Source organism: Brevundimonas sp. (assembly GCF_036676055.1).
Lineage (GTDB): Bacteria > Pseudomonadota > Alphaproteobacteria > Caulobacterales > Caulobacteraceae > Brevundimonas.
This window is the reverse complement of the sequence record NZ_JAKFDS010000044.1, coordinates 41,110-51,540: the sequence shown is the minus strand read 5'-3', so window position 1 is coordinate 51,540 and position 10,431 is coordinate 41,110. Positions and strand designations below refer to the sequence as shown.

General features: G+C 69.1%; 15 protein-coding genes and 1 pseudogene. 10 read left to right on the top strand and 6 right to left on the bottom strand.

Annotation, left to right across the window (positions count from 1 at the left end; all coding sequences use genetic code 11):
* Positions 1-81, top strand: a pseudogene (gene rpmE, locus V6M45_RS07440) (50S ribosomal protein L31); the annotation flags it as partial.
* Positions 82-244: 163 nt separating this feature from the next.
* Positions 245-1,807: a L,D-transpeptidase family protein gene (locus V6M45_RS07435; RefSeq protein ID WP_332655120.1), complete on the top strand. Its 1,563-nt coding sequence runs from the start codon at positions 245-247 to the stop codon at positions 1,805-1,807.
* A gap of 3 nt (positions 1,808-1,810) precedes the next feature.
* On the opposite strand, the gene rcdA is transcribed toward V6M45_RS07435, so the two are convergent.
* Together rcdA and V6M45_RS07425 are read right to left on the bottom strand one after the other, a co-directional pair.
* Positions 1,811-2,341: a protease adaptor protein RcdA gene (rcdA, locus tag V6M45_RS07430; RefSeq protein ID WP_442880556.1), complete on the bottom strand. Its 531-nt coding sequence runs from the start codon at positions 2,339-2,341 to the stop codon at positions 1,811-1,813.
* An 82-nt stretch (positions 2,342-2,423) separates the two neighbouring features.
* Positions 2,424-2,627, bottom strand: coding sequence for a DUF1192 domain-containing protein (locus V6M45_RS07425; protein ID WP_332655118.1), 204 nt, complete (start codon positions 2,625-2,627; stop codon positions 2,424-2,426).
* A gap of 81 nt (positions 2,628-2,708) precedes the next feature.
* Between V6M45_RS07425 and V6M45_RS07420 the strand changes: the two genes are divergently transcribed.
* Positions 2,709-3,680 (top strand): NAD(P)H-quinone oxidoreductase, encoded by a 972-nt coding sequence (locus V6M45_RS07420; RefSeq protein ID WP_332655116.1) that lies wholly within the window; start codon positions 2,709-2,711, stop codon positions 3,678-3,680.
* Here the strand turns inward: V6M45_RS07420 and V6M45_RS07415 are convergent, their stop codons facing one another.
* Positions 3,681-4,268, bottom strand: coding sequence for a beta/gamma crystallin-related protein (locus V6M45_RS07415; protein WP_332655114.1), 588 nt, complete (start codon positions 4,266-4,268; stop codon positions 3,681-3,683).
* Positions 4,269-4,482: 214 nt separating this feature from the next.
* Between V6M45_RS07415 and V6M45_RS07410 the strand changes: the two genes are divergently transcribed.
* Entirely contained in the window at positions 4,483-5,151 is a 669-nt protein-coding gene (locus tag V6M45_RS07410; protein ID WP_332655112.1) for a DUF1013 domain-containing protein, read from the top strand.
* A 59-nt stretch (positions 5,152-5,210) separates the two neighbouring features.
* On the opposite strand, the gene V6M45_RS07405 is transcribed toward V6M45_RS07410, so the two are convergent.
* Positions 5,211-5,384, bottom strand: coding sequence for a YdcH family protein (locus V6M45_RS07405; protein WP_332655110.1), 174 nt, complete (start codon positions 5,382-5,384; stop codon positions 5,211-5,213).
* Positions 5,385-5,512: 128 nt separating this feature from the next.
* Between V6M45_RS07405 and V6M45_RS07400 the strand changes: the two genes are divergently transcribed.
* The 3 genes from V6M45_RS07400 to V6M45_RS07390 are packed head-to-tail and all read left to right on the top strand — an operon-like array spanning position 5,513 to position 6,854.
* Positions 5,513-6,127 (top strand): UbiX family flavin prenyltransferase, encoded by a 615-nt coding sequence (locus V6M45_RS07400; protein ID WP_332655124.1) that lies wholly within the window; start codon positions 5,513-5,515, stop codon positions 6,125-6,127.
* Complete coding sequence (locus V6M45_RS07395) at positions 6,124-6,591, top strand: TIGR02444 family protein (protein ID WP_332655108.1); 468 nt, start codon at positions 6,124-6,126, stop codon at positions 6,589-6,591. Before V6M45_RS07400 ends, V6M45_RS07395 begins: the two co-directional genes overlap by 4 nt.
* A 38-nt stretch (positions 6,592-6,629) precedes the next feature.
* A complete protein-coding gene (locus tag V6M45_RS07390) occupies positions 6,630-6,854 on the top strand; it encodes a YdcH family protein (RefSeq protein ID WP_332655106.1) in 225 nt (74 codons plus the stop codon).
* 3 nt (positions 6,855-6,857) lie between these two features.
* Here the strand turns inward: V6M45_RS07390 and V6M45_RS07385 are convergent, their stop codons facing one another.
* Positions 6,858-7,421 (bottom strand): GGDEF domain-containing protein, encoded by a 564-nt coding sequence (locus V6M45_RS07385; protein WP_332655105.1) that lies wholly within the window; start codon positions 7,419-7,421, stop codon positions 6,858-6,860.
* Between the two features lie 125 nt (positions 7,422-7,546).
* Here V6M45_RS07385 and purE point away from each other — a divergent pair, with 125 nt between their 5' ends.
* Both purE and V6M45_RS07375 read left to right on the top strand, forming a co-directional pair.
* On the top strand, positions 7,547-8,050 hold the full coding sequence (gene purE / locus V6M45_RS07380) for a 5-(carboxyamino)imidazole ribonucleotide mutase (protein ID WP_332655102.1): 504 nt from the start codon (positions 7,547-7,549) through the stop codon (positions 8,048-8,050).
* A complete protein-coding gene (locus V6M45_RS07375) occupies positions 8,051-9,130 on the top strand; it encodes a 5-(carboxyamino)imidazole ribonucleotide synthase (protein WP_332655100.1) in 1,080 nt (359 codons plus the stop codon).
* Between the two features lie 3 nt (positions 9,131-9,133).
* On the opposite strand, the gene V6M45_RS07370 is transcribed toward V6M45_RS07375, so the two are convergent.
* A complete protein-coding gene (locus V6M45_RS07370; RefSeq protein WP_332655098.1) occupies positions 9,134-9,826 on the bottom strand; it encodes a COQ9 family protein in 693 nt (230 codons plus the stop codon).
* Positions 9,827-10,014: 188 nt separating this feature from the next.
* Here V6M45_RS07370 and rpsU point away from each other — a divergent pair, with 188 nt between their 5' ends.
* A complete protein-coding gene (gene rpsU, locus V6M45_RS07365; protein WP_168049186.1) occupies positions 10,015-10,269 on the top strand; it encodes a 30S ribosomal protein S21 in 255 nt (84 codons plus the stop codon).
* Positions 10,270-10,431 lie beyond the last annotated feature (162 nt).

The window sequence follows — 10,431 nt, the reverse complement described above, 5'->3', positions numbered from 1 at the left end:
GGCGGCAATCAGCAGCTGATGGACCGTGGCGGCCGCGTTTCGCGCTTCAACAACAAGTTCGGCGGCTTCATCAAGAAGTAGGCGGTCTGGCTTTAGGGCCACACCCCCCGTCAAGACGGACACGAAGGCGTCGGTCCCGGGACCGACGCCTTTCTGTTTGCCCGGAACGCCGATAACATGGCCGCGTTGGACCACGGGGCGTAGACGCAGGATTCTGCGTGGATTTGGGCGAAGAGCAGCAGTGATGAATCGACGGCAACTGGGTCTGGGCGCGGCGGCAACGGCCCTCGCGTCAGCAAGCGCGCTGGCGGCGAATGCGCAGACCCGCGACCCGGCCGCCGTCGCTTTCTACGACAGCTTCAACGACCAGCTGGCCCGCCTGCCGGCCACGATCCAGCCCGACGTCCGGGCCTTCTACGAGCTGAACGGCTGGCGCCCGGTCTGGACGCCCGAACGCCTGCGCGCCTTGCAGGGGGCCGCCGGTCGCGCCGAGCGCCATGGCCTGTCCCAGTCCGACTTCTTCGATTTCGACGCCCTGGCGTCCGTCCCCGCCGCGGCCGAGATGCGCACCACGGCGGCGGCGCTTGGGTACGGCCGGGTGCTGGCCGAGGGCCGGGTGCGCCCGGAAACGGTCGAAGACCTGTGGGAGATGCAGAAGAACCGGGTCGACCTGCCCGTCGGCCTGAACGACGCCCTCGCCCAGAATCGCCTGATCGACTGGTTCGAGGGCCTGGCCCCGACCGACATCGGCTACTCAAACCTCTCGGCCGGCTATGTGCGCTATCGCCGGATGATCAGCGAGGGGCGGAGCTGGCCCGCCTTCCGGGCCGGGCCGACGATCGAGCCCGGCGCGAGCGATGCGCGCATTCCGGTGCTGATCGAACGGCTCGTCGCCGAGGGCGACCTGTCGACCGCGGACGGGACCCGGCTGGCGGCCCAGGGGAATATCTACGGCCCGGAGCTGGAAGAGGCCGTCAAGGGCTTCCAGGTTCGCCACGGGCTCGGCGCCGACGGCCGGATCGGCACGGGCACGCAGCGGTCGCTGTCGGCCTCGGCTGAGGATCGCGCCCGCCAGATCGCCCTGAACCTCGAACGCCGCCGCTGGCTCAAGCGCGACCTCGCCCCCGAGCGGATCGAGGTCAACACCGCCGCCGCCATCATGGTCTACTGGAAGGACGGCAAGCCCGTTCACTCGAACCGGGTCGTGGTCGGCTCGCCTGCCAACCAGACGCCCAGCCTCGAGAAGCAGTTCGCCTCCGTGGTGGCCAACCCGCCCTGGTATGTGCCGGCCTCGATCGCCCGGAACGAGATTCTGCCCAAGGGTCCCGGCTATCTGGCGGCCAACAACATGTATGTCTCCAACGGCACGGTCATCCAGCGCGCCGGACCGACGGCCGCCCTCGGCTATGTGAAGTTCGAGCTGCGCGACAGCTACGCCATCTTCCTGCACGACACCCCGACCAAGTCGGCCTTCAACCTGGCCATGCGCCAGCGCAGCCATGGCTGCGTCCGGGTCCAGGACGCGGTCGAGTTCGCCCGCCTGCTGCTGTCGCCCGACCCCAGCCTTCTCGCCCAGTTCGACGAGGCCCAGGACACCCGCGAGACCAAGCGCATCCAGACCGGCCGCGAGATCACCGTGCGACTGCTGTACTGGACCGCCTTCGTTGACGGCCAGGGCCGCGTCGCCTTCCGCGAGGACGTCTACGGCCGCGACGACAAGCTGGCCGAGGCCCTCGGCATCGCCGTCAGCCTGCCCAAGGTGGTCGACGACGGGCGTGGCCGCGACGCCGACGACGTCGGGCCGTAGGCGCTACTGCCCGAACGCGGCAGTCAGCCGGTCCAGCTGGCTCTGCACCGGATTGACCGCCTCTTCCCCGGGGGTGTCGAGGTACATCCGCCGGTCGAGGTGCAACACCCGGTCGTACAGTTTCTCGGCCCGGACCAGATATTCGATCAGGGCGATGGGCAGCTCGGGATGGGTCGGTTCGGCCTCGATCTTGCGATCGGCGAGGCGATAGCGCGGTTCGCAGGCCGCCAGCGCCGTCATGTCGCCTTCGCGCACGGCCCGCTGCACCAGCAGCCACGACGCGATCTGCATCAGCCGGGTGGTCAGCTTCATGCTCTCCCCGGCGTAGGCCAGAGCCGTCGTGCGCGACAGCAGCTTGGATTCACGCCGTCCGTCGCCGTCCAGATAGGCCGCGGTCTCCTCGACCAGCTCCATCCCTTCGCGGAACGTGCGGTCGAACAGCTCCGACCGGGCGAAGTCGTCGACGACGGCGGCGCGGCTGCGTCCGCCCGATGGGATGAGGTCGTCGCTGGGCATTAACTCGGTCAGACTCATGTGCAAGGCGCATCCGTATCACGGCCGGCACGGTTTCGCGCGGTGCATGAGCGGACTGCAACGGCCATGCCAACCCGCTGATTCAGGGACGGAAGTTGAACATCGCGTCGGCGGCGTTGCGCTGTGACGACTTGCCCTCGATGGCGGCTTTCGAGCGCGCGATCTCCGCCTCAAGCCCGGCGATGCGCTGTTTGAGGTCCTCGACCGAATAGCCGTCCAGGTCCTCGCGCGTCAGGGCGATCAGGGGCGCGCCCCGCGCCGGACGGGGCTCCAGGTCCTCGAACATCACCGCCTCCTTCTTGGCCAATCCACAGGCAAGCGCCTATCTGAACGCCCGGACAGGGACGATTGCAAGAACGGGGAGCCGATGCGGGCTGTCGAAATCACCGGCGGGTCAGGCCCCGCGGAGGCGCTGACCCTGGTCGAGCGGCCCGATCCGGTCGCCGGGCCGGGCCAGATCCGCCTCCGCGTGCGCGCCGCCGGCGTCAATCGTCCCGATCTGCTGCAACGTCAGGGCCGCTATCCCGCCCCGCCCGGCGCTTCGGACATCCTAGGCCTCGAGGTCGCCGGAGAAGTCGACCAGGTCGGCGACGGCGTCGCCCGTTGGGCCGTCGGCGACCGCGTCTGCGCCCTGCTGGGCGGCGGCGGCTATGCGGACTACGCCGTTGTCGACGCCCGCCACGCCCTCCCCGTCCCGGCCGATCTCGATCTGGTCCAGGCCGCGGCCCTGCCCGAGACCGTCTGCACCGTCTTCGCCAATGTGTTCGAGGCGGGGGCGTTGAGGGCCGGCGAGACCCTGCTGATCCACGGCGCCACCAGCGGCATAGGCGTGACAGCGATCCAGATGGCCAGGGCGGCCGGCGCCCGGGTCATCGCCACCTCGCGCGGCGCGGACAAGGCCCGGGCCGCTGCGGCGCTGGGCGCGGATCTCAGCCTCGACGCCCGTTCCGACGATCTGGAGGCCGCGATCGCGGCGTTCGGCGGGGTCGACGTGGTGCTGGACATGGTCGGCGCGGACTATGCGGCGCTCAACCTGTCCGCTCTCAAACCCTTCGGCCGCTGGGTGGTCATCGCCACCCTGTCGGGCGCGCGGGCCGAGATCGACCTGGCCCGGCTGATGATGAAACGGATCGTCCTGACCGGCTCGACCCTGCGCGCCCGGCCGGCCGACGAAAAGGCTCGCTTGATGGCGGCGGTCGAGGCGACCGCATGGCCGTGGGTGATTGCGGGCCTCGTCCGACCGCCCGTCGAGGCGACTTTCCCGCTGGAGCAGGCGTCGGCCGCCCACCTCAGGCTTGAGGCGGGCGACCACGTCGGCAAGATCGTCCTGACGGCCTGACTACCAGCGGTCGCCGCGGCGAACGGGACGTAGCGAAGAAATACGGTCGTTCAGGCCGTGCTGCTGCAGGTTCCAGACATCGTCGCTGAAGGTTCGGCAGGTCCCGCGGAAATAGGCGTCGGTGCAAACCTCCCACGCGCCCCGGAACTGCATCGAGCTGATCGCGTCGTTGAAGCCCGACTCCCGCAGATTCGGCATGGCCCCGCGGAAGCTGGTCGAGGCGCCGCGATACAGGGCGTCCCGGTAGACCGTGATCTCGTTGCGGCCGCCGCCCCAGCCGCCGCCATTGTCCGGACGACCGCCGCCGGGTCGGTCCTCGTAGGTCCCGCGCCAGGGGCCGCAGACCAGCAGGCCGTTCTCATTGCGGATTTCATAGTCCGAGCAGCGGTTCAGCTCGATCGAGGTGCCGCGAACATTGCCGCGTCGGTCCTGGCAGTCGGCGTAGAGGCGGCCGCGATTGACGTACTCGCCGCTGCAGCTGTCACGGTAGTCGCCGCGCGGCGCCACGCGCTCCTGGCCCCCGCCGGGAGCGTATTCCTGACCAGCGCCGGACAGCATCGTCATGGCGGCAAGGGTTTCGATCAACATGTGTCCCTCCCATCGGGCTTCCTGGACGCACAACGCGTCGGTGGAGCCACTGTTCAGCAGGCTGGATGAACCTTGGCTGTATGGCGATGACGGCTTTCGTTTTCTTTTACCGCGAATGGGCCTATATCGATAACTTCCGCGCCCGGCCGAAAGGTCGGGCGCCGTCGTATCCGGAACCCGCCGCGGCGGGCCAAGAACAGAAGCAAAGACGCTCATGACCGACATCCTCATGCCCAAGGCCACCGCGGTCTGGCTGGTCGACAACACCTCCCTGACGTTCGAGCAGATCGCCGACTTCTGCGGCCTGCATCCGCTCGAGGTGCGCGGCATCGCCGATGGCGACGTCGCCCGCGACATCCGCGGCGCCGATCCGCTGGTCAACGGTCAGCTGACCCGCGAGGAACTGGACAAGGCCCAGAACGACGAGACCTACCGGATGCAGGCCGTGGTCAGCCGCCACGCCGAACTGCTGAAGACCCATAAGCCCGCGCCGAAATACACGCCGGTCTCGCGTCGCCAGGACCGCCCGGACGCCATCGCCTGGTTCGTGCGCAACCACCCCGAGGTGACCGACGCCCAGATCGCCAAGCTGCTCGGCACCACCAAGTCGACCATCGAGAGCGTGCGCAACCGGACTCACTGGAACAGCGCCAACATCAAGCCGGTCGATCCGGTGACCCTCGGTCTCGTCGGCCAGCTGGCCCTCGACGAACTGGTCAAGAAGGCCGCCGACAAGAAGGCCCGAGACGACGCCAAGAAGGGCGGCGCCACCCTGCAACCCGCCGACGCCGTCGAGCCGGCCGAACCGGAATTCGTCCCCGAGGCCCGCGAGCGCCGCGGGGCCGAGCCGACCGCCGAGTCGGTGTTCGGCAAGAAGGACTGAGAAAGAAAGACGGCCCCGGATCGCTCCGGGGCCGTCTTTCTTTCTGCGGGAGGCCGTCGCTAATGCGCTCGGGCCTCCAGACTGGTGATCTGTTCCTTGAGCCGGAGCTTCTGTTGCTTCAGCTCCCTTACGCGAAGCGAGTCCGTGGCCGGGTGGATCATCTCCCGCCGGATGGTCTCATCCAGGTTGCGGTGACGGTTTCCCAGTTCGCGGATACGAGCTTCGATGGTCATGGCTTGCGCCTCCATGTCTAAGGGACCAGTACAGTCAGCGCCGGGTCTGACCGGCTGTAGAATCACATTCCAGTGAACCGCCGACCGTCCTGATACGGACCACCCTGGAGCCCGAATTGGCCGAAGATGTGAACGGAGCCGTACGGAACCTTTCCGGCTCGACCCCCGCCCGATTGATCGTCGGAATTTCCGGAGCGTCCGGCGTGATTTACGGCGTCCGTGTGCTGGACGCGCTGCGCGAGCTGGGGGTCGAGAGCCACCTCGTCGTCACCCGCGCCGCCCTGCTGACCCTGTCGCAGGAGACCGATCTTTCCGCCGACGACCTGCTGGGCCGCGCCGACGTGTCGCACAGGCTCAACGACGTCGGCGCCTCGATCGCCTCGGGCTCGTTCCGGACCATGGGCATGATCGTCGCGCCCTGCTCGGTGCGGACCATGAGCGAGATCGCCACCGGCGTGACCTCGACCCTGCTGACCCGGGCCGCCGATGTGGTGCTGAAGGAGCGGCGGCCGCTGGTGCTGATGGTGCGCGAGACGCCGCTGCATCTGGGCCATCTGCGCACCATGACGGCCCTGACCGAGATGGGCGCGATCGTCGCCCCGCCCCTGCCCGCCTTCTATGCGAAGCCCGCCTCGATCGCCGAGATGGTCGACCAGTCCGTCGGTCGGGCGCTGGACCTGTTCGGCCTCGACTGGTCCGGAGTCCGCCGCTGGGGCGGGTTGAAGGGCGCGGGCGACGAATGAGCGACCTGTGGGACTGGGCCGTACGGGCCTATGCCTCCGATGGCGTCGGCGAGGCCTGCCTGCACCTGCAGGACGCCGCCGGCCAGAATGTGCCCCTGCTGCTGTGGGCCGCCTGGGCCGCACGCACCGGGCGAAGCCCTGACGCCGACACACTGGAGGCGGCCTGCGACATCGCCCGCGCGTGGCAAGAGACGGCCATCGCCCCGCTCCGGTCCGTGCGGCGCGCGCTCAAGGGCCGCAACCCCGATCTGGAAGACGCGGACCGCGAGGCCGTCCGGGCCCAGGTCAAGGCCGTTGAACTGGAGGCGGAACGCCGCCTGCTGGCTGCGCTGGAGGCGCTTTCGCCGCTCCCGGAAGGCGCGGCGCGGCCGGTCCTCGAGGCGTTGATCGCCGTGGCGCGGCAATGGTCCTCGATGACGCCGCGGGCCGGCCTGACTGCGCTCGCCGAACGACTTCCGGCCTGAGCCGACGCGCGTTATAAGCCCGCGTCCGGGGCCCGACCATGAATGACGACGATCCGTTTCTGAGCGAGGAAGAGCAGGCGCTTCACGCCCGTCTCAAGGTGCTGCGCCTCGAACACGCCGACCTCGACGCCTCGATCGAGGCCCTCGGACACATGCCCGTACCTGACCAGCTGATGATCGCCCGGCTGAAGCGCAAGAAGCTGACGCTGCGCGACGAGATCGTGAAGATCGAGGCGATCGTCCTGCCCGACATCATCGCCTGAGGGTCACCGCCCCTTCTTGCGTACCCACATGGCGGCGTCGGCCTCGGCCAGCCAGACCTCCGGATCGGTATGACCGGCAAAGGCGCGGACGCCGAAAGAGCCGCCGAGCTCCGCCGAACGCCCCTCCCATTCGAAGGGCGAGGTCTGCAGCGTTTCCGCGAGGCGGCGGGCCTTTTCCCGGCCCTCTTCCAGGCCGGCGTTGAGCATCAGCAGGCCGAACTCGTCGCCGCCCAGCCGACCGACGGCGTCCGACTCGCGCAGATTGGCCCGCATCATCTCGGCGACATGGACCAGCGCCGCGTCCCCGGCGGCGTGGCCGAGGGCGTCGTTGACGCCCTTGAACCCGTCGAGGTCGAGATAGAGCAGGACGGACGGAACCTCGTGGCGCTGGCAAAAGGCCATGGCGCTCTTCATCGCGGAGACGAATCCGCGCCGGTTCAGGGCCGGCGTCAATACGTCGTGATCGGCCGCCGCCTCGGCCGCCTCGGCGCGCCGCCGCAGGGCCTCGACCTCGGCGCGCAGCCGTTCGATCTCGGCGATGGGGTCGATGACGGCCGCGTCGGTCACAGAAGAAAACAGCTCCCCGGCCGGCGACTCACTGCGTGCCGACCCGCGTTCAGCCTAACGCGGTCGGTTGCGGGCGCAACGCGAGTCCTGTATCGCGCCGCTTTCCCGCGAAAGGGCCCGCAACTATGGCGACCCAGACTCCGCCAACGACCCCGCCAGTGGCGATCATCATGGGCAGCCGCTCGGACTGGCCGACGATGAAGCATGCCGCCGACGCGCTGGACCGGCTGGGCGTGGCCTGGGAAGCGAAGGTCGTTAGCGCCCACCGCACCCCCCAACGGCTGTTCGACTTCGCCACCGGCGCCCGCGTCGCGGGCTACAAGGTCATCATCGCCGGGGCCGGCGGGGCCGCCCACCTGCCGGGCATGGCCGCCTCGATGACAGAGCTGCCGGTGCTGGGCGTGCCGGTCGAATCCAAGGCGCTCAAGGGCATGGACAGCCTGCTGTCGATCGCCCAGATGCCCGGCGGCGTCCCGGTCGCCACCCTCGCGATCGGCGAGCCGGGAGCGAAAAACGCCGGCATTCTCGCGGCGCAGATCCTTGCCCTGTCGGACGAGACACTGGCCGGACGGCTGCGGGCCTTCCGTGAGGCCCAGACCGAAGCGGTCCACGAGACGGTCGAGGACTGAGTGACCGCGCTTCCGCTGCCCCCCGGATCGACCCTCGGCATTCTCGGCGGCGGCCAGTTGGGCCGGATGCTCAGCCAGGCCGCGTCGCGGCTCGGCTTCAACGTCGTCATCCTCGATCCGGAAGAGAACAGCCCGGCCGGCCGCGTCTCCCAGGGACAGATCGTCGCCGCCTATGACAACGCCACGGCCCTGGGGGTGCTTGGCCAGACCTGCGCGGCCGTGACCTTCGAGTTCGAGAACGTCCCCGCCGCCTCTGTCGCGCGTCTGGCCGAGGGCGGCGCCCTTGTCGCCCCGGGCCCCAAGGCGCTGGCCGCGGCCCAGGACCGGGTCGAGGAGAAGACCTTTCTCAACGGCGTCGGCGCGACCACCGTCGACTTCGCCCCCGTGGACAGCCTCGACGACCTTCTGGCGGCGCTTGAGCGGCTCGGCGCCCCTGCCCTGCTGAAGACCCGCCGCGAGGGCTATGACGGCAAAGGGCAGGTCTGGGTGCGCTCGGCGAAAATGGCCGCCGATGCCTGGCATGCCGTCGGCGAACGGCCCTCGATCCTCGAGGCGAAGGCCGACTTCACCCGCGAACTGTCGGTCATCGCCGCGCGCGGTCACGACGGCGCGGTCGCCGTCTATCCGCTGGGCGAGAACACCCACAAGGGCGGCGTCCTGAAGACCACCGTGGCCCCCGCGGCCGTCGACGCCGCGACAGAGAAACGGGCGAAAGCCATCGCCAAAGCCATCCTCGAGGGTCTCGACTACGTCGGCGTGCTCGGGGTCGAGCTGTTCGATCTCGGCGACGGCAAGCTGCTGGTCAACGAGATCGCGCCGCGCGTCCACAACACCGGCCACTGGACCCAGGACGGCTGCGTCTGCGACCAGTTCGAAGAGCACATCCGCGCCATCGCGGGCTGGCCGCTGGGCCCGACGACCGCCCATGCCCGCGTCGAGATGACCAATCTGCTGGGCGACGAAATCGAACAGTGGAAGACCCTGTCCGGCAAGCCCGACGCCCGCCTCCACCTCTACGGCAAGGCAGAGGCCCGACCCGGCCGCAAGATGGGCCATGTTAACCGGGTGAAGCCGCTCTAGCGGCTACTCCGCTTTCGCCCCGTACCGCATCCGGCTCAGCGCGTCCGTCATCCGGCGCAGCGGCGCGTCGAAATCCTTGCCGGCCTTCCACTTCTCGAAGGCCATGACGTTCTCGATGCGGCGGGCGACAAAGGCGTCGGCGGCGTCCTTGCCGTCGAACCATCGCATGGTCAGGGCCGGGATCAGGATGCCCGACAGGATGGCCCGCTTGGAATAGTGGTTCCAGTCGGTGGCCGTGTCGCCGGCCCAGGTCCACAGCAGGTCGGCGGTCTCCCAAGCCAGCTTGAGCCCGAGGTCGGTGTTTGACGGCAGGGCCAGGAAGGCGGCGCAGCGGCGCGTGGCCTCCAGATCGACCGCCCCCGCCTCCATCCGCGCCGAAACGGCACGCGCGATTCGCTCGCGGATCTTCAGCGATTTCGGGTCGACCTCGCCCAGCGACGCCAGCGCCCGATCGTCATGCCGGCGCGACAGCAGGGCGGCGAGATCCCGCGCCCCGTTCGGCAACAGCAACTCCTCATCGCCCCGCGACAGCCCGTTCGCCTCGCAGGCCGCCCGCACCATGCGGCTGTTCCAGCCCAGAGCCGGCGCCCGCTGGATCGCGACGTCCAGCACCGCCTGCTCCATGCGGTCGGCCCAGTCGGCTTTGAGAGCCTCTCCGCCGGGTGGGTCGTTCGACAGGTGTGGCGCGTCGGTCATGGGGCCAGCATAAGCCCGTCCGGCGGGCGTTTCGACCCTTCACATCTTGCCGCGACGATCTGGACAGGACCGGGCCGCTCGTGTATCAGCCCGCCTTCACTCGCGGACCCCGGTCTGACGAGGATGAGATTTATTTGTCTGCCCGTCTCCCTCACAGGACGCGGCGGGCGGCCAAAGGAGAGTTCAACCTGGTACAGATTTTCGTTCGCGATAATAACGTCGATCAAGCGCTGAAGGCCCTCAAGAAGAAGATGCAACGCGAAGGCAGCTTCCGGGAAATGAAGCGCCACGTGCACTACGAGAAGCCCTCGGAGAAGCGCGCCCGCCAGAAGGCCGAGGCCGTGCGCCGCGCCCGCAAGCTGGCCCGCAAGCGCGCCCAGCGCGAAGGCCTGCTGCCGCCGCCGAAGCCCCGCGTCCCGGGCGCCGGTCCGGCCCGCGGCTAAATCGACGTTACGAACTGAAGATCAAAAGGCCGCCCCGGGAACCCGGAGCGGCCTTTTTCATATCCTCCCCATGCAATGGGGAGGTGGATCGACGGCGAAGCCGGCGAGACGGAGGGGCTCTCTCCGCCGCACGACCGCGACGCCGCCAACAGCCCCTCCACC

Excerpts from the sequence above, each read along its gene's own strand:
- V6M45_RS07410 (WP_332655112.1), top strand. The coding sequence starts at position 4,483 with ATGACCGACATCCTCATGCCCAAGGCCACCGCGGTCTGGCTGGTCGAC.
- purE (WP_332655102.1), top strand. The coding sequence starts at position 7,547 with ATGGCGACCCAGACTCCGCCAACGACCCCGCCAGTGGCGATCATCATG.
- V6M45_RS07415 (WP_332655114.1), bottom strand. The coding sequence starts at position 4,268 with ATGTTGATCGAAACCCTTGCCGCCATGACGATGCTGTCCGGCGCTGGT.
- V6M45_RS07390 (WP_332655106.1), top strand. The coding sequence starts at position 6,630 with ATGAATGACGACGATCCGTTTCTGAGCGAGGAAGAGCAGGCGCTTCAC.
- V6M45_RS07425 (WP_332655118.1), bottom strand. The coding sequence starts at position 2,627 with ATGTTCGAGGACCTGGAGCCCCGTCCGGCGCGGGGCGCGCCCCTGATC.
- V6M45_RS07395 (WP_332655108.1), top strand. The coding sequence starts at position 6,124 with ATGAGCGACCTGTGGGACTGGGCCGTACGGGCCTATGCCTCCGATGGC.
- V6M45_RS07370 (WP_332655098.1), bottom strand. The coding sequence starts at position 9,826 with ATGACCGACGCGCCACACCTGTCGAACGACCCACCCGGCGGAGAGGCT.
- V6M45_RS07420 (WP_332655116.1), top strand. The coding sequence starts at position 2,709 with ATGCGGGCTGTCGAAATCACCGGCGGGTCAGGCCCCGCGGAGGCGCTG.
- V6M45_RS07405 (WP_332655110.1), bottom strand. The coding sequence starts at position 5,384 with ATGACCATCGAAGCTCGTATCCGCGAACTGGGAAACCGTCACCGCAAC.
- rcdA (WP_442880556.1), bottom strand. The coding sequence starts at position 2,341 with ATGAGTCTGACCGAGTTAATGCCCAGCGACGACCTCATCCCATCGGGC.
- V6M45_RS07435 (WP_332655120.1), top strand. The coding sequence starts at position 245 with ATGAATCGACGGCAACTGGGTCTGGGCGCGGCGGCAACGGCCCTCGCG.